The sequence below is a fragment of the Photorhabdus laumondii subsp. laumondii genome, from assembly GCF_003343245.1.
GTDB lineage: Bacteria > Pseudomonadota > Gammaproteobacteria > Enterobacterales > Enterobacteriaceae > Photorhabdus > Photorhabdus laumondii.
This window is the reverse complement of record NZ_CP024901.1, coordinates 4,563,748-4,580,528: the sequence shown is the minus strand read 5'-3', so window position 1 is coordinate 4,580,528 and position 16,781 is coordinate 4,563,748. Positions and strand designations below refer to the sequence as shown.

Sequence of the window (16,781 nt, the reverse complement as noted above, 5' to 3'; positions counted from 1 at the left end):
GAAAAAAGGATATCCCATCCCGATATTGCCTACACAGATTAGCTATTTTTTTAGCTGTTGGTCATTAGTAGCCAATAGCCGCACCAGCCGGGCGTCGGACATCATTGGCACCATAAAGATGGTTTTCACGAACTTGACCAGATACGGTGGCATCATTGCCTGAAGACTTAGCTGAAGTGCTAGTGGTTTTAGGTAAACCGACCATAATCACTTCAGCCGCGCCCCATGGTATCTGCTCCACCATTTTATATCCCATTTTTTCTAGCAAATTCAACGAGTCTTTAGAAATACCACGTTGCTCATAATAAACTTCATCGGGTAACCATTGGTGATGAATACGGGGGCTATTGACCGCTTCTTGAGGAGACATACCGTGATCAATAATGTTTAAGGCGGTTTGCAAGGTAATAGAGATAATACGGGAGCCGCCGGGTGAGCCCAGAACAAGGAATGTCTTATTGTCTTTTGTGACAAGTGTCGGGCTCATTGAGGATAGTGGGCGCTTACCGGGGGCAATAGAGTTAGTCGCACCTTGAATGAGACCATAAAGATTCTTTTCACCAATTTTAGTGGTGAAATCATCCATCTCATCATTGAGGAAGAAACCTGTTCCGGGGGCGATGACGACAGCACCAAAAAGTCCATTGATAGTATAGGTAGTTGAAACTGCATTACCTTCTTTGTCGACAATGGAGTAGTGTGTGGTTTCTGGCTTCTCATGGGGTCCAATACCCGGCTGAATATTCTCCGATAATGTTGCTTTACCTGGCTCTATTTTTTTACGTAGAGATTCAGCATAGTGTTTACTCAGTAAGTGATCGATTGGATTTTTAATAAATTCTGGATCACCAAGGTAAGTATTTCTGTCCATGTAGGCATGGCGCATGGCTTCTGTCAATGTGTGAATATAATCAGCCGAGTTGAATCCCATTTCTTTGAGGTTATAACCTTCCAAAATATTCAGAATTTCACACATGGTTACTCCGCCTGAACTTGGCGGCGGGGAAGAGATAAATTTATAACCGCGATAGTGACAGGTGACGGGGGTTGTTTCTGAAATTTTATAATTGGCAAAATCAGCTTCGGTAATAATGCCGCCGGATTTTTTAGCGGCTTCGGCGACCAGTTTAGGAATATTTCCGTGATAAAAAGCGTCTTGCCCTTTTTTAGCAATTAATTCTAACGTATTTGCCAGATCGGTTTGTATTAATCTATCTCCTGGTTGATAAGGAGAGCCATCTTTACGTAGGAAGATACGAGCTGCTTCTGGATCTTTGCGGAAACGCTTGATTGTGGTGTCCAGAATATCGGTATCTGCACGGGCCAGTATAAAGCCTTCTCGTGCCAGCTTAATTGCAGGGGCCATGACTTGTTCACGGCTCAACTTGCCATATTTTTTTAGGGTGCTGTCTAACCCCATCACGGTTCCGGGCACACCCGCCGCGCGGTAGCCATATAAACTGGCTCCTTTAATAACATTCCCTTCTTTATCCAGATACATATCGGCACTTGCTGCACTTGGCGCGGTTTCGCGGAAGTTAATAAAAGTATCGGTACCGTCGGTTAAATGAATTGTCATAAAGCCACCACCACCGATATTGCCACAACATGGATTGACAACGGCTTGGGCATAGCCAACAGCAACCGCTGCATCAACCGCATTTCCACCCATTTTGAGGATATCCACACCAACTTGTGAAGCAAGATGTTGGGATGAAACGACCATACCATTTTTGGCTTCAACAGCCGGTTCTGAAGCGGCATAAAGGTGGGACGAGACGAGCAGGGATATTATTACCAGCGGTGTTTTCCATGTTTTCAACATGTTGTAAGCTCCTGTCTTTTGGTGAGGTTATTTTTGTCGGTGTAATGACTTGTTTTATTTACACTGATTTTAATGTTAAACAATTGTAAATTTAATTGTAAGTGGTGATAGTTATTGGGAATAGGGGGTTTTTGTGCGCAAGGTGGCAAAACGAGGAATTTCAGTGAAAAAAAACCAGCCGGAATAACCAGCTGGCCTAATTATGGATAATATCTAAGGTTATAGTTTAGCAGCGTTTTGAGACAGGTATTTAGCTACGCCATCTGGAGATGCGCTCATGCCTTCTTTACCTTTTTCCCATTGTGCAGGGCAAACATCGCCGTGCTCTTCATGGAATTGCAGTGCGTCAACCATACGCAGCATTTCGTCAATGTTACGGCCCAGAGGCAGATCGTTCACGACTTGATGACGAACTACGCCGTTTTTGTCGATCAGGAAAGAGCCGCGCAGAGCAACACCCGCTTCTGGGTGCTCAATGCCGTAGGATTTTTGAATCTCGCGTTTAGTATCAGCAACCATTGCATATTTAACTTCGCCAATACCACCTTGATCGACAGGAGTTTTACGCCATGCGTTGTGGACGAATTCAGAATCAAAAGAAACACCTATAACTTCCACTCCGCGCTTTTTGAACTCTTCGTAGCGGTGGTCAAATGCGATCAGCTCAGAAGGGCATACGAAAGTAAAGTCCATTGGCCAGAAAAAGATAACGGCAGGTTTACCATTTAGGTGTTTTTTCAGGTTGAAATTCCCAACTATTTCGCCGTTGCCGAGGACCGCTGCTGCTGTAAAGTCAGGGGCTTGACGAGTTACCAGAACCATGAGTTACTCCTGTAGTTTTGCGGGGTTTATGTAAAAATTGGATATAGAATAAGGAATTAGCGTACACCAATAAAGGATAAAATACTAATCTTTGCAATAGATTTTACCTATCAATACCTTATTTTTATTTTCTTTACTGTCATGTCTTTCTGCGTGCTAGGATGAGACTGCTTGCTTCATAAGCTGTGGTGCATATTTGCTCAGTCTGACACAGGTTGTATTAGCTAGAAAGGGGGAGTTCTACGGTGTGTATTAAATGAAGGTGATATTTTGAACATAAACGTCTATTGGGGTAAGCAGTAAAAATCCTTATTTTCTGCCTTTTCCATCATATAGGGATAAAATTGCCAGAATAGTGCGTCGAAATCAGCGTAATGTTGCTCTATATCCTGAAATGATCCAGATAAAGCCGATAATCTGGGATGTCTTCGAGCCATGCCTTTTAATACATCTGCGATAAATGCAAGATCTGCATAACGGATCAGCCAGTTTTGCCGCCATAAAAACGCATTCAGCTCCTGAAATTTTTCGGGAGTGTAATAAAGATGAGGTTCAATCTGACTACGAGCATGGTGAATAAATGCCGGTAATGAGTAAGTGGGAACCAGTTTATCCCAATTCAAGGAGAGGAAGTGATCCCAGATAATATCTAAAGTAATCGGCGCAACCCGTCGATATGAATTACTGAATAAATGACGGGCTTGAATAACCAGTGGATGGGTATCTGTTAATACGTCAACACGCCGATGCATACGAATACCTGCAACCACATCAGCACTGTATTGTCCCTCTGGATTACCGCGCACAAAATCAGCCATCAGATTTCCTAGTAAGGAACTGTCAGCCAGAGTTGCTAAATGAAGGTGAGCGAGAAAATTCATTCGGCAATTATAATATAAATCCGCGAAGTTATGTGCTTATTTGTTGCACCCTCAGGGCTGCGGCACTAGACTAGTCCGCTTGTTTTTCTGAATGATTAAATATAATGCGTGTCTCCGATTTTACTTTTGAACTTCCTGACGAAATGATTGCTCATTACCCTCAACCACAACGTAGTGGCTGTCGTTTGCTCTCGCTTGATGGTGAAACGGGGGCATTAACGCATGGTATTTTTACGGATGTTCTCGATAAGCTGAATGCCGGAGATTTACTGGTTTTTAATAATACCCGCGTCATACCTGCGCGTATTTTCGGCCGAAAAGCTACGGGCGGTAAGCTGGAAGTGCTGGTTGAACGGGTGTTGGATGATAAGCGGGTACTTGCACATGTGCGTGCTTCCAAAGCGCCAAAAGAGGGAACTGAGCTGTTATTAGGTGACAATGAAAGTCTTAAAGCAACCATGTTGGCCCGTCATGATACCTTGTTCGAAATACGTTTTGATGATGAACGTGATGTGTTGTCCATTTTGGATGACATAGGTCATATGCCTTTGCCGCCTTATATTAATCGTCCTGATGAAGAGGCAGACCGTGAGTTGTACCAAACTGTATACAGTGAACGGCCCGGAGCGGTAGCTGCACCAACGGCCGGTCTTCATTTTGATGAGCCATTATTGGAAGCGCTGCGTAAAAAGGGCGTGGAGATGGTTTTTGTGACATTGCATGTTGGTGCGGGTACTTTCCAGCCTGTGCGGGTGGAGACCATTGAAGACCATATTATGCATGCTGAGTATGCAGAAGTGCCACAGGATGTGGTTGATGCTGTGCTGGCATGTAAGGCGCGAGGTAACAAAGTTGTTGCCGTTGGCACAACGTCAGTTCGATCGCTGGAAAGTGCCGCAAAAGCCTGTCAGGATGAGTTAATTGCGCCATTTTTTAATGACACGCAAATTTTTATCTATCCGGGTTTTGAATATCAGGTTGTGGACGCGTTGATTACTAATTTCCATTTGCCGGAATCGACACTTATTATGCTGGTTTCTGCGTTTGCGGGTTATAAAAATACGATGAATGCTTATCAAGAGGCGGTTGCAGAAAAATATCGTTTCTTTAGTTATGGTGATGCTATGTTTATTCGTCGTAATCCCTTCGCTTGCAAGGAAAAGATTTCTTAATTCAATGTAATGATTATGGCATTGACTGGAATATATTATTGAAGTTGTTGAAAATAGTGTTATGTGAATATCTCAGTTCAACGGTAAATTTCAACTTTGTCTGATTTTGAACAACAGCATCGGACTGTTTATCTGATGCCTGGAGGTTAAGTGAAATTTGAATTACAAACTACCGACGGTCAAGCTCGTCGTGGTCGTCTGATTTTTGAGCGTGGCGTGGTAGAAACGCCGGCATTTATGCCAGTTGGGACTTATGGCACAGTAAAAGGAATGACACCGGAAGAAGTGAAAGAAACCGGTGCGCAGATCTTGCTTGGCAATACTTTCCATTTGTGGCTGCGTCCAGGGCAGGAAATCATGAAACTTCATGGCGATCTGCATGGATTTATGCAATGGCATGGTCCAATCTTGACGGATTCAGGCGGTTTTCAGGTATTCAGCCTTGGCGCCATGCGTAAAATCAAAGAGGAAGGTGTACATTTCCGTAACCCAATTAATGGTACGCCGGTTTTCCTCAGCCCAGAAAAATCGATGGAAATCCAGTATGACTTGGGTTCTGATATTGTCATGATTTTTGATGAATGTACGCCATATCCTGCTGATTGGGATTATGCGAAACGTTCGATGGAGATGTCGTTACGTTGGGCTGCGCGTAGTCGTAAGCGTTTTGATGAACTACAGAATAAAAATGCTTTGTTTGGTATTATTCAGGGAAGCATTTATGAAGATTTACGTGACATCTCAGTAAAAGGTCTGGTGGAGATTGGTTTTGATGGATACGCTGTAGGTGGTCTGGCGGTAGGGGAGCCTAAAGAGGATATGCACCGCATTCTTGAACATGTCTGTCCGCAAATCCCGCAAGACAAACCGCGCTATCTGATGGGAGTAGGAAAACCAGAGGATTTGGTGGAGGGAGTTCGTCGCGGCATTGATATGTTCGATTGTGTGATGCCAACCCGTAATGCCCGTAATGGTCATCTTTTTGTGACCCATGGTGTGATTAAAATCCGTAATGCCAAACATAAAGAGGATACTTCGCCACTGGATGAGCAGTGTGACTGTTATACTTGTCGGAATTATAGTCGGGCATATTTGCATCATCTTGACCGTTGTAACGAAATTCTCGGTGCAAGGCTGAATACTATCCATAATTTGCGGTATTATCAGCGCCTGATGGCTAAGATCCGTCAGGCCATTGAGGAAGGTAATCTTGAACAGTTTGTTGAAGATTTTTATCAACGGATTGGTAAACCCGTTCCGGCATTAAGTATTTGACTTAAGTAGTGATTGACTGGTTTCAGTGGGTATAGCATATTGCGGCTGGTTTTTGATTACTATTGAATTTGATAACAATGAGGGAAGTTTAATGAGTATTATTTCTGAAGCAGCAGCATCTGCTGGCGCACCGGCTCAGGGAAGCCCATATTCTTTGATCATCATGCTGGTCGTTTTCGGCTTGATCTTCTATTTCATGATCCTGCGTCCACAACAGAAACGTACCAAAGAACACAGAAAGCTGATGGATTCTATTTCCAAAGGTGATGAGGTGATGACCAATGGTGGTTTGATTGGTCGTGTCACAAAAGTTTCTGACACGGGTTATATCGTTGTAGCACTGAATGACACTACTGAAGTGACCATTAAACGTGATTTCGTCGCTGCCGTTTTACCGAAAGGTACAATGAAAGCTCTGTAATTTCTGATTTTCCCGAAGGGAACTGCCGTGCTAAACCGTTATCCTTTGTGGAAGTATCTGATGCTGATCGCTGCGATCCTCATCGGTTTGCTTTATGCACTTCCCAACCTTTATGGTGAGGATCCGGCTGTACAAATCACTGGCGCGCGAGGCATTGCCGCCAGTGAGCAAACGCTGGTCCAAATCCATAATGTTTTAGAAAAAAATCAAATCGCGAGTAAATCTATTGCGCTGGAAAATGGTGCGATTCTTGCTCGTTTCGATAATTCCGATATTCAGCTTCGTGCCCGTGAAGCATTGGTGTCCACATTAGGCGATCAGTACGTGGTGGCACTGAACCTGGCACCAGCAACACCAACTTGGTTAAGTAAGGTTGGTGCCGAACCAATGAAACTGGGTCTTGATCTGCGAGGTGGGGTGCACTTCCTGATGGAAGTGGATATGGAAACCGCATTAGGCAAACTGCAAGAGCAGAATATTGATGGCCTGCGCACTGATTTGCGTGAAAAAGGTATTCCTTACTCCACTGCCCGTAAAATTGATAATTACGGTGTAGAAATCCGCTTCCGTGATGAGAAAGCACGGTCTGAGGCGGAAAACTATCTTACTGGCCGTCACCGTGATTTAGTTTTCAGTATTGGAAGCAATAATACTCTGAAAGCGGTGATGAGTGATGAACGTCAGCGCGAAGCCCGCTCTTATGCGGTGCAGCAGAATATTACCATTCTGCGTAACCGTGTTAATCAACTGGGTGTGGCTGAACCATTGGTTCAGCGTCAGGGCGCTGACCGTATCGTGGTTGAATTACCGGGTATTCAGGATACTGCTCGTGCAAAAGAGATTCTTGGTGCGACAGCAACGTTGGAATTCCGTCTGGTCAATACCGGTATTGACTCTACCGCAGCTACATCAGGCCGTGTGCCAGGTGATTCTGAGGTGAAGAGCACTCGTGATGGTAATCCGGTTGTGTTATATAAACGTGTTATTCTGACCGGTGATCACATTACAGATTCAATCCCGGATACCGATGAATATGGTAATCCACAGGTCAGTATTTCACTGGACAGTGCCGGTGGCACAGCGATGTCTAATTTCACCAAAGACAATGTTGGTAAGCCAATGGCGACATTGTTTGTGGAATATAAAGACAGCGGTAAGAAAGATGCTAATGGTCGGTCGGTGTTAGTTAAACATGAAGAAGTGATTAACATTGCTAATATTCAGACTCGTCTGGGGAACAGTTTCCGTATCACGGGCCTTTCCAACGCAACCGAAGCGCGTCAGTTATCCTTATTGTTGCGTGCGGGTGCTCTGATCGCGCCGATTCAGATTGTAGAAGAGCGTACTATTGGGCCAACCCTTGGTCTGCAAAACATTGAACAAGGTTTAGAGGCTTGTCTGTGGGGCTTAATTGCATCAATTCTGTTTATGGTGATTTACTATCGCAAATTCGGCGTGATTGCGAGCAGTGCGTTGTTGGCTAATCTGGTGCTGATTGTTGGTATCATGTCTCTGTTACCAGGGGCGACGTTAACCATGCCGGGGATTGCGGGTATTGTGCTAACGCTGGCGGTGGCGGTTGATGCGAACGTGCTGATCAACGAACGTATCAAAGAAGAGTTGCGTAATGGCCGGACAGTCCAACAAGCGATACATGAAGGTTATAAAGGCGCTTTCTCCAGTATTATTGATGCTAACTTGACCACGTTGATTACGGCGGTCATTCTTTATGCTGTTGGTACCGGGTCAATTAAAGGCTTTGCGATAACAACGTCAATTGGTGTCGCGACTTCTATGTTCACCGCTATTGTAGGTACGCGAGGAATCGTTAACCTGCTATACGGCGGTAAGCGTATTAAGAAGCTGTCAATTTAAGGAGCACGTTGTGGCACAGGATTATACTGTTGAACAATTGAACTACGGTCGCAGAGTCTATGACTTTATGCGCTGGGACAACGTTGCTTTCGGAATTTCGTTGCTGCTGTTGGTAGCTTCTGTTTTTGTGATGGCAACTCGCGGGTTTAACTGGGGACTCGATTTTACCGGTGGTACGGTAATTGAAATCAAACTCAGTCAATCTGCTGATCTGGATAAGATGCGTGATAACCTGGCAAAAGCGGGCTTTGAAGATCCGCTGTTGCAAAATTTCGGTAGTAGCCGTGATGTAATGGTGCGTATGCCACCAGTTACGGGTGCGGCGAATGAGGAACTGGGTAAAAAGGTTATTAAAGTCATTAATGACACCATTGATAAAGATGCGAGTGTCAATCGTATTGAAATTGTTGGGCCGAGTGTCGGTGCTGAGCTCGCCCAAGATGGTGCAATGGCGTTGCTGGCGGCGCTTATCTGTATCTTGATTTATGTTGGGTTCCGTTTTGAATGGCGTTTAGCATTGGGTGCGGTTCTTGCGCTTGCCCATGATGTCATCATCACGCTAGGGGTTCTGTCATTGTTCCGTATCGAGATTGACCTGACCATTGTGGCATCGCTGATGTCAGTTATCGGTTACTCATTGAATGACAGTATCGTGGTTTCTGACCGTATCCGTGAGAATTTCCGTAAGATCCGTCGTGGTACGTCGTATGAAATTATGAACGTCTCTCTGACGCAAACATTGAGCCGTACAATCATGACATCTGCAACAACTTTACTGGTGGTGCTGATGTTGTATATTTTCGGTGGTGCAATGTTGAAGGGTTTCTCACTAGCGATGTTAATTGGTGTTTCTATCGGTACGGTATCTTCTATCTATGTTGCTTCCGCTTTAGCGTTGAAACTGGGTATGAAGCGTGAACACATGATCCAGCAAAAGGTTGAGAAGGAAGGAGCTGATCAGCCATCTTTACTGCCTTAATTATTCTGCCTTGATGCTGTTCAAACACCCTGTGAGTATCCGACTGACAGGGTGTTTTTTATTCAGATTAAGGATAAACTGTAAATTTAGTTCGGATTAACCATCAGGAAACGATATGCATTGCCCATTTTGTGCTGCTGTTGATACCAAAGTGATTGACTCTCGTTTGGTAGGGGATGGCTCGCAGGTGCGCCGACGGCGCCAGTGTCTTGAGTGTCATGAACGATTCACCACTTTTGAAATGGCTGAGCTAGTTATGCCTAGAGTAATAAAAAGTGACGATATCCGAGAGCCGTTCGATGAAGAGAAATTGCGCCGTGGTATGCAAAAAGCACTGGAAAAGCGCCCAGTCAGTTCTGATGATGTAGAAATGGCGATTAGCTATATTAAATCTCAGTTACGTGCTACCGGTGAGCGGGAAGTTCCATCCAAGATGATTGGTAATCTGGTTATGGATGAATTGAAGAAATTGGATAAAGTCGCCTATATCCGTTTTGCTTCTGTCTATCGCAGCTTTGAAGATATTCGTGAATTTGGCGAAGAGATTGCTAGATTACAAGGTTGAACCAGTGAATAACGATAAAAAATATATGGCGCGCGCTTTGGAATTGGCGCGTCAAGGGCGCTTTACCACGTCACCTAATCCTAACGTTGGTTGTGTGATTGTGCATGATGGACAAATTGTTGGGGAAGGTTTTCATTTACGTTCTGGTGAGCCGCATGCTGAGGTTTACGCGTTACAGATAGCCGGAGATAAAGCTAAAGGCGCAACTGTTTATGTCACGCTTGAGCCATGCAGCCATCACGGTAAGACCCCGCCTTGTGCCGATGCGTTGATTGCGGCTGGCGTTAGCCGTGTGGTTGCGGCGATGCAGGATCCCAATCCACAGGTAGCAGGAAGAGGGCTTTATAAGCTGCAACAGGCTGGTATTGCAGTAGAACATGGACTGATGATGGAAGAAGCTGAATCTCTCAACCGGGGGTTTTTGAAGCGGATGCGTACCGGGTTTCCATATATTCAGTTGAAGATGGCGACTTCTCTCGACGGCCGAACGGCATTAGCTTCTGGTGAAAGTAAATGGATTACATCACCACAAGCTCGCTGTGATGTGCAAAAATTCCGTGCTCAATGTAGCGCGATTCTGAGTTCCAGTAGCACTGTTTTAGCTGATGATCCTCACTTGACAGTTCGTTGGAGTGAATTGGACGCAGAAATTCAGGCGGTTTATCCCGAGGAAAATCTTTGTCAACCGGTACGTGTTATTGTTGACAGTCAGAATCGTGTTAGCCCCCAGCATCAGGTCATACAGCAGCCCGGTTATTGTTGGCTGGCTCGCACTAAAGTAGATGAACATGACTTATCTGAAAATGTAGAACAGATACTGTTACCTGCTCATGGTATTGGGGTAGATTTGGTGTCATTGATGATGCAGCTGGGTAAGCGCCAGATCAACACAGTCTGGACTGAGTGTGGGGCATTGCTGGCAGGCGCATTGCTAACTTTAGGGTTGGTGGATGAATTGGTTCTTTATGTTGCGCCAAAAGTGCTAGGTGATACGGCTCGTGGTTTGTTCACTATTCCTGAACTCAAAAATCTGGCAGAGGCACCGGAATTTGACATTTTCGATGTACAGCAAGTTGGGCCTGATCTTCGTCTGCATCTGCGGCCTGTATACTGACTGAATATGTGAGTGTGGGTGAGTTTGCCTGTTTTTATGCTCTGCTGCTAAATCGGCAGGCGCAGCTAACGAAAGAATATGATAGAATCCGCCCCCCTGCGGATATGAACAGATGGAAGGAAGGCTATGAACGTAATCAAAGGTGTTGTTGCAGCTCCACAAGCTCGTGTGGCGATTGCCATTGCACGTTTTAACAACTTCATTAATGACAGTCTGTTAGGAGGAGCGGTGGATGCGCTTGAGCGTATCGGTCAGGTTGCTTCAGAGAATATCACTGTTGTCTGGGTTCCTGGTGCTTACGAGTTGCCATTAACAGTGAAGACATTGGTCGAAACCCAAAAATATGACGCTGTTGTCGCGCTAGGTACAGTTATCCGTGGTGGTACCGCTCATTTTGAATACGTTGCTGGTGAATGCAGTTCTGGTCTGTCTAGTGTAGCGATGGCTAGTGAAATTCCAGTAGCGTTTGGTGTTCTGACCACAGAAAGCATTGAACAGGCGATTGAGCGTGCTGGAACCAAAGCGGGTAATAAAGGCGCAGAAGCCGCATTAACCGCACTGGAAATGGTCAATGTAATTAATGCCATTAAAGGCTGATTTTAGTTTTAATTAAGGGGAATCTTGTGAAACCTGCTGCTCGTCGTCGTGCTCGTGAGTGCGCTGTTCAGGCTATATATTCATGGCAATTATCTGGCAATAGCATTGCTGATGTTGAATTACAGTTTCTGTCGGAGCAGGACGTCACTGGTGTTGACGTAACCTATTTTCGCGAATTGCTGTCAGGAGTAGCTGTAAATGCGGCTAAGCTGGATGCTTTGATGGCCCCTTATCTTTCCCGTCAGCTCGAAGAGTTAGGTCAGGTAGAAAAAGCCATTTTGCGTATTGCTATGTTTGAACTAAGTTATCGTGATGATGTCCCTTATAAAGTGGCTATTAACGAAGCTATCGAATTGGCAAAAGTCTTCGGTGCTGAAGATAGCCACAAGTTCGTAAACGGGGTACTGGATAAATCTGGCCCGGCAGTACGCAGAAAAAGATAAGCTACTGCTTGTCGGGTTTTTCCCACCGTAGACGATGATTTGTAAGGCCGGGATACCGGCCTTATGTTCGTGATCATCAGTAACTTTTTGGGATTTTATTATGGCATGTGGCGAATTTGACCTCATTGCACGTTATTTTGATCGCCAGGAGATTAACCGGCGTGATGTAAATTTAGGTATTGGTGATGACTGCGCACTGATGACACTAGCCGATAAACAACAATTGGCGGTTAGTACGGATACCTTAGTTTCAGGCGTTCATTTTTTACCTGATATTTCTCCTGAAGATTTAGCTTACAAATCTCTTGCTGTGAATCTGAGTGATCTGGCCGCAGTCGGCGCTGATCCTGCCTGGCTTTCATTAGCGTTAACATTACCGGAAGTGGATGAACGCTGGCTGAGTGGTTTCAGTGACAGTCTGTTTGAGCAGTTGCGTTATTATGGTATGCAGCTTATTGGTGGTGACACTACCCGCGGTCCGATGAGTCTGACGTTGACGATTCATGGTTTAGTTCCCGCAGGCAGGGCGTTACGGCGTACTGGCGCAAAAAATGGCGATTGGATTTATGTGAGTGGATCGCTGGGGGATAGTGCGGCGGGTTTGGCTCTGTTACAAAATCGTTTGCAAATTTTTGATCCGGTATCTCACAACTGGTTGGTTCAGCGCCATCTCAGGCCGCAGCCTCGTATTTTACAAGGGCAAGCACTACGTGGCTTGGCAACATCAGCAATTGATTTATCTGATGGTTTGATTTCTGATTTAGGTCACATTCTGAAAGCCAGCCGATGTGGAGCCAGAATAAATCTGGATGCGCTTCCTTACTCTGATGCAATGAAACAGTACGTTGAACCACAACAAGCTTTAATGTGGGCTTTGAGTGGTGGTGAGGACTATGAATTGTGTTTTACTGTCCCAGAGAGGAATCGTGGTGCGTTGGAAATTGCGTTGGCGCATACCGGTGCTGGTTTTAGCTGTGTTGGACAGATTATGGCGGAATCAGAGGGTATTCGTTATTACAGCAATAATAAAGAGATTAAATTAGATCTGAAAGGGTTCGATCACTTTATTACCGAGGAAGCACATGGATAAGGCAAAGCATCGTTTACGGATGAGTAATCCCTGGCATCTATTAGCGACAGGTTTTGGTAGTGGGCTGTCGCCCGTGGTGCCGGGGACAATGGGATCGGCAGCGGCTATTCCATTCTGGTTATTACTGGTTCAGTTTCCGGAATGGATTTGCTGGTTGGTTATTATTGTTGGGATGTTTTTCGGCATAATGATTTGTCAGCGTACTTCTGATGATATGAAGGTTCATGACCATGGTAGTATTGTCTGGGATGAATTTATCGGTATGTGGATCACATTGATGGCAATCCCTATGGTTAACTGGCAGTGGGTTTTGACCGGTTTTATAGTGTTTCGTATTCTGGATATGTGGAAACCGTGGCCAATTCGCTGGTTTGATCGCTATGTTCATGGTGGATTAGGCATCATGTTGGATGATGTTATCGCTGCTGGATTTTCTTTCGTGATTGTTTGGTTACTGGCGTTTTATCAGATTTTTATTTTCTGAGGTGTGGTGTAGATGGAAAGCCTAATGAAATTACTACAATTCCCGAACGCCTGAACAGATTGCCACTGAAAGGTAATATCGTTGCCTTGGATTCTATGAGATGTCAGCGTGGCATAGTGCAAAATATAATTGGTTAGCAGACAGACTGTATAATGCCCCTTAAAGAGGGACTCATTTTTTGCTTTATACTTCAGCATGTTCTTCTCTGGGCTAAGATTGCCTAATATCAAAATTAGGACTACGATTGTACTACAAAAATCAGCATGTACGAGGTATTAAATGGGTACTGAAACTTATGTTCGCACACGTATAGACCCAGCAATTAAGCAAGAGGCAACCGATGTTTTAGCTGCTATTGGGATTAAAATGTCTGACTTTCTACGCATTGCTGTAACGATGGTGGCCAAAGAAAAGGCGCTACCTTTCGAGATCAAGAAAATCCCTAACAGAGTTACTGTTGAGGCTATGAATGAGGCGAGAAGCTCAATGAATGCACGTTTTAACGATGCGGATGATTTAATTCATGACATTGAAAAAGACTGCGGCAAGTAAGCGCGCTAGCTTTCCGCGTCGCTCAGACTATACAAAACAGTTCGGTAAAGATTGGCAACGATTGAGCCGTTCTGGGCGCTATGACATGCACCGATTAAAATCTGTTGTAATGCTCCTCATTGCTAATGATTCACCGCTAGGAGCTGAATATAAAGATCATGAGTTAATCGGAGATTGGGCTGGATTTAGAGAGTGTCATATTGGGGGGATTTTCTTTTAATTTATCTTTTGGACGAACAGAAAAATGCAATCGAGTTTGTCAGAACCGGTACACATGCGGAATTGTTCGAGTGATAAAGGAATTTAGTGGAAGTTCTGAGTGACACAATGACGCAGATTTTCAAGGAATTAGAAGCTTAGAGGGATGAAAGAAGTATTGGTTTATAGGGAGTGTTAGAAATTTTTGGCAAAAGTCATCGACGCAGCAGTAAAGTTTTTCTAAATTAACCCGAATTCTGTTTAAACCATCACTGGAAAATCGTCTTCTGAGTAGAAAATTTTCAGTGATGGTTTTTTTAATTTAAGGCAGTAAGCAATCACACCACCTAAAACGGTCAACAGAAATCCCGTTATACTTCGGTGGCGCGAATGCTCTATTTGAGAAATATTCTTTAATTGATCATTGATGGTTTCTATGATGAAACGCGTTGATAACATGATTTTATCCCACTCTGCCAGCATACGCGCTTTCATGTTACGACGTTTCTTCGTGATGAAAGTGACACTCTTTACCGCTGAAAAAGGGGACGTCCATCACATCATCCCATCGAGGTTTTTCCTCGTTTTGCGATCCCCTCAAAAACCTGATGACGGGGAATGCGGATGTTATGACAAATACCCAAACTGGTGGAATCAATAAAAGCAATGCCAGTCGGTTTCCCTTTTAATTGAGTCAGATAACTGCACAGTGGTGCCAAAACGGAAGGCGCGACACGAATAAAACGGGTATAACTGAGCAAGGTGGGAAAATCATTGTGGTGATATTTCCAAATATGCTCCAGATAAAAATGTTTAAAATCACGGTAATGTGATAGATGAAAGAGGATCAGGATAGTCATGATTTCACTGGGAGACATGCGACCTTGGCGGTGACGTAGACGGTATCCGTTATCAAGGCAAAACTGTGTCCACTGAGGGATGAAAAAACGGCAAAAATCGTCGACATCGCAGAAAATTTCCACTAACTTATCCTTGGCCTGTTCCTCCCCGGAGCTGTTTTCGGCGTTCACCAAAATTTTGCTCCCGGAACAGGCTTCTCGTCAATTTCTTATCCAGAACTCAGGTTAAATATGACATAGGCGTTTCCCTGTCGCTTAACAGAGATATCTGGTGGTGGTTGTAATTTATTGTGATTGGTTGCTTCGTTCATTTAAAGCTTCCCCGCAGTGACTAGAGCTGCATGTATTGTTTTGAATGGTAACAGCAAAGATAGGTGGGCATCTAATAGCGGAATAGCACCATAGCTGGCGTACCACTCGGCAACACGCTCATTCTTGGCATCAATCAGCAATGCAACCCCGCCAGCCTGTGCGGCCACCAATAAACAGCGCCGACCAGCGGCTAGCAACAACTGACCACCGAGTCCTTGACTCTGTACTGAAAGATCTATAGCCAGACGGCCAAGCCGAAATACTGGCACTTCATGTCGAGCCAGACCACGTTTAATCACTTCCGGTGCACGTTCATAAGCAATAGAAGCGGGACTTAGACTGTAGTAACCTAATACCGTTCCATTGTTCTTGCTAACTGCAAGGTAGGTTTTTGCCCCACCTTTCTCATGGCTCTGCCTTGCATGGCGATGTAAAAACTGATTCAACGCCTCATCACCACAGTCAAAAGCACCACGATCATGATGTTTGCCTATAGGTTCTTCGTGCCAGATTGGTAGCATCATGATTGTTTCGGCAAGGCAAATGCTGCGGCCAACAATTTATCATTGGGTGCCGGTGGGTTATCCAAAAGATCCAGAACATGCAAACTATCTCTTTCGGTCAGCTCCAGCCGTTCGTTCTCGTCGATAACTTTCCGTGCTGCTGGCATCACATTGCGGAGCACGAACTCAGTCAAGTTGGTATGTTGTAAAGCGGCTGCACGCATCAACAGCGACTTTTCTTCTGAGGCAATACGTAGCGACATTCGGTCGTTAGTTTCTACTGGGATCTGAGGCATTGTTACGCCCTCCTATTTATACGCATTGAAATTGTACACTAAGGTGTGCCTATTAGCAAAATGTACATAATGAAAGCGTACAAGTACCGTATCAAATACGAACGTTTTTGGCACGGTCATGACCCCTATCGATTTTGTCATTTTCAGAAGACGACTGCACGAAATATCAGAAGTCGGCTGCACTGGATTGCTGGGTTTGTGTAGAGTACTTTGGTAAGCATCGTTACTTGATTCTGAAAATGGTGCCTTTTTATAGAGAAGAATGCGGAAATACATATCATCTAATTTGAGGCACTTCCTACTATAATCCTAAAAAAAGCCGCTTCGCTATGCGTTGCGGCTTTACATGAAACCTGACAAACTTTACCTATATAATACTTGTTCAGCGTTAGTCTCGATTATTTGGGATAATAGCTATAGCAATTCCCGCTCACTAAAATTAACTACAGCAAACCAATCGGTTTATAGATTATTTAATTACAATTCCAATAATGGAACAATTCGACAGATTATCACT

General features: G+C 44.5%; 18 protein-coding genes and 1 pseudogene. 13 read left to right on the top strand and 6 right to left on the bottom strand.

Going from position 1 to position 16,781, the window contains the following annotated elements:
• Positions 1-64: 64 nt before the first annotated feature.
• The 3 genes from ggt to PluTT01m_RS20090 form a co-directional block, all read right to left on the bottom strand.
• Complete coding sequence (ggt, locus tag PluTT01m_RS20100; protein ID WP_011148043.1) at positions 65-1,825, bottom strand: gamma-glutamyltransferase; 1,761 nt, start codon at positions 1,823-1,825, stop codon at positions 65-67.
• Positions 1,826-2,044: 219 nt separating this feature from the next.
• On the bottom strand, positions 2,045-2,647 hold the full coding sequence (locus PluTT01m_RS20095; protein WP_011148042.1) for a peroxiredoxin C: 603 nt from the start codon (positions 2,645-2,647) through the stop codon (positions 2,045-2,047).
• A 284-nt stretch (positions 2,648-2,931) separates the two neighbouring features.
• Entirely contained in the window at positions 2,932-3,528 is a 597-nt protein-coding gene (locus tag PluTT01m_RS20090; protein ID WP_011148041.1) for an acyl carrier protein phosphodiesterase, read from the bottom strand.
• Between the two features lie 104 nt (positions 3,529-3,632).
• On the opposite strand from PluTT01m_RS20090, the gene queA reads away from it, so the two are divergent.
• The 13 genes from queA to PluTT01m_RS20020 all read left to right on the top strand — a co-directional run bounded on the left by queA (position 3,633) and on the right by PluTT01m_RS20020 (position 14,315).
• A complete protein-coding gene (gene queA / locus PluTT01m_RS20085) occupies positions 3,633-4,700 on the top strand; it encodes a tRNA preQ1(34) S-adenosylmethionine ribosyltransferase-isomerase QueA (RefSeq protein ID WP_011148040.1) in 1,068 nt (355 codons plus the stop codon).
• A gap of 150 nt (positions 4,701-4,850) precedes the next feature.
• Complete coding sequence (gene tgt, locus PluTT01m_RS20080; protein ID WP_011148039.1) at positions 4,851-5,975, top strand: tRNA guanosine(34) transglycosylase Tgt; 1,125 nt, start codon at positions 4,851-4,853, stop codon at positions 5,973-5,975.
• 91 nt (positions 5,976-6,066) lie between these two features.
• Positions 6,067-6,396, top strand: a complete 330-nt coding sequence (gene yajC / locus PluTT01m_RS20075) for a preprotein translocase subunit YajC (protein WP_011148038.1) — start codon at positions 6,067-6,069, stop codon at positions 6,394-6,396.
• A 27-nt stretch (positions 6,397-6,423) separates the two neighbouring features.
• Positions 6,424-8,271 carry a protein translocase subunit SecD gene (secD, locus tag PluTT01m_RS20070; RefSeq protein ID WP_011148037.1) on the top strand — a complete coding sequence of 616 codons (1,848 nt, stop codon included), beginning with the start codon at positions 6,424-6,426 and terminating at the stop codon, positions 8,269-8,271.
• 10 nt (positions 8,272-8,281) lie between these two features.
• Positions 8,282-9,250: a protein translocase subunit SecF gene (gene secF, locus PluTT01m_RS20065; protein ID WP_011148036.1), complete on the top strand. Its 969-nt coding sequence runs from the start codon at positions 8,282-8,284 to the stop codon at positions 9,248-9,250.
• A gap of 115 nt (positions 9,251-9,365) precedes the next feature.
• Complete coding sequence (gene nrdR / locus PluTT01m_RS20060; RefSeq protein ID WP_011148035.1) at positions 9,366-9,815, top strand: transcriptional regulator NrdR; 450 nt, start codon at positions 9,366-9,368, stop codon at positions 9,813-9,815.
• Between the two features lie 4 nt (positions 9,816-9,819).
• Positions 9,820-10,929, top strand: coding sequence for a bifunctional diaminohydroxyphosphoribosylaminopyrimidine deaminase/5-amino-6-(5-phosphoribosylamino)uracil reductase RibD (gene ribD, locus PluTT01m_RS20055; RefSeq protein WP_011148034.1), 1,110 nt, complete (start codon positions 9,820-9,822; stop codon positions 10,927-10,929).
• 126 nt (positions 10,930-11,055) lie between these two features.
• Positions 11,056-11,526, top strand: a complete 471-nt coding sequence (ribH, locus tag PluTT01m_RS20050) for a 6,7-dimethyl-8-ribityllumazine synthase (protein ID WP_011148033.1) — start codon at positions 11,056-11,058, stop codon at positions 11,524-11,526.
• Between the two features lie 26 nt (positions 11,527-11,552).
• Positions 11,553-11,969: a transcription antitermination factor NusB gene (nusB, locus tag PluTT01m_RS20045; RefSeq protein WP_011148032.1), complete on the top strand. Its 417-nt coding sequence runs from the start codon at positions 11,553-11,555 to the stop codon at positions 11,967-11,969.
• Between the two features lie 100 nt (positions 11,970-12,069).
• Positions 12,070-13,059, top strand: coding sequence for a thiamine-phosphate kinase (gene thiL, locus PluTT01m_RS20040; RefSeq protein ID WP_011148031.1), 990 nt, complete (start codon positions 12,070-12,072; stop codon positions 13,057-13,059).
• Entirely contained in the window at positions 13,052-13,543 is a 492-nt protein-coding gene (pgpA, locus tag PluTT01m_RS20035) for a phosphatidylglycerophosphatase A (RefSeq protein WP_011148030.1), read from the top strand. Before thiL ends, pgpA begins: the two co-directional genes overlap by 8 nt.
• Positions 13,544-13,822: 279 nt before the next feature.
• Complete coding sequence (locus tag PluTT01m_RS20025; RefSeq protein WP_011148029.1) at positions 13,823-14,095, top strand: type II toxin-antitoxin system RelB/DinJ family antitoxin; 273 nt, start codon at positions 13,823-13,825, stop codon at positions 14,093-14,095.
• Complete coding sequence (locus PluTT01m_RS20020) at positions 14,067-14,315, top strand: type II toxin-antitoxin system YafQ family toxin (RefSeq protein WP_228956753.1); 249 nt, start codon at positions 14,067-14,069, stop codon at positions 14,313-14,315. Before PluTT01m_RS20025 ends, PluTT01m_RS20020 begins: the two co-directional genes overlap by 29 nt.
• Positions 14,316-14,554: 239 nt before the next feature.
• On the opposite strand, the pseudogene PluTT01m_RS20015 reads toward PluTT01m_RS20020, so the two are convergent.
• From PluTT01m_RS20015 to PluTT01m_RS20005, 3 genes and pseudogenes are all read right to left on the bottom strand, one after another.
• Positions 14,555-15,324 (bottom strand): annotated as a pseudogene (locus PluTT01m_RS20015) (transposase).
• A gap of 140 nt (positions 15,325-15,464) precedes the next feature.
• Complete coding sequence (locus PluTT01m_RS20010) at positions 15,465-15,989, bottom strand: GNAT family N-acetyltransferase (protein ID WP_011148028.1); 525 nt, start codon at positions 15,987-15,989, stop codon at positions 15,465-15,467.
• The gene (locus PluTT01m_RS20005; protein WP_011148027.1) at positions 15,986-16,264 is read right to left on the bottom strand and encodes a type II toxin-antitoxin system TacA family antitoxin; all 279 of its coding nucleotides are present in this window, start codon (positions 16,262-16,264) and stop codon (positions 15,986-15,988) included. The genes PluTT01m_RS20010 and PluTT01m_RS20005 overlap by 4 nt, the downstream gene beginning before the upstream one ends.
• Between the last annotated feature and the right edge of the window lie 517 nt (positions 16,265-16,781).

Coding starts and splice junctions, on each gene's coding strand:
- ggt (WP_011148043.1), bottom strand. CDS start 1,825: ATGTTGAAAACATGGAAAACACCGCTGGTAATAATATCCCTGCTCGTC.
- PluTT01m_RS20095 (WP_011148042.1), bottom strand. CDS start 2,647: ATGGTTCTGGTAACTCGTCAAGCCCCTGACTTTACAGCAGCAGCGGTC.
- PluTT01m_RS20090 (WP_011148041.1), bottom strand. CDS start 3,528: ATGAATTTTCTCGCTCACCTTCATTTAGCAACTCTGGCTGACAGTTCC.
- queA (WP_011148040.1), top strand. CDS start 3,633: ATGCGTGTCTCCGATTTTACTTTTGAACTTCCTGACGAAATGATTGCT.
- yajC (WP_011148038.1), top strand. CDS start 6,067: ATGAGTATTATTTCTGAAGCAGCAGCATCTGCTGGCGCACCGGCTCAG.
- nrdR (WP_011148035.1), top strand. CDS start 9,366: ATGCATTGCCCATTTTGTGCTGCTGTTGATACCAAAGTGATTGACTCT.
- ribH (WP_011148033.1), top strand. CDS start 11,056: ATGAACGTAATCAAAGGTGTTGTTGCAGCTCCACAAGCTCGTGTGGCG.
- thiL (WP_011148031.1), top strand. CDS start 12,070: ATGGCATGTGGCGAATTTGACCTCATTGCACGTTATTTTGATCGCCAG.
- pgpA (WP_011148030.1), top strand. CDS start 13,052: ATGGATAAGGCAAAGCATCGTTTACGGATGAGTAATCCCTGGCATCTA.
- PluTT01m_RS20025 (WP_011148029.1), top strand. CDS start 13,823: ATGGGTACTGAAACTTATGTTCGCACACGTATAGACCCAGCAATTAAG.
- PluTT01m_RS20020 (WP_228956753.1), top strand. CDS start 14,067: ATGACATTGAAAAAGACTGCGGCAAGTAAGCGCGCTAGCTTTCCGCGT.
- PluTT01m_RS20010 (WP_011148028.1), bottom strand. CDS start 15,989: ATGATGCTACCAATCTGGCACGAAGAACCTATAGGCAAACATCATGAT.
- PluTT01m_RS20005 (WP_011148027.1), bottom strand. CDS start 16,264: ATGCCTCAGATCCCAGTAGAAACTAACGACCGAATGTCGCTACGTATT.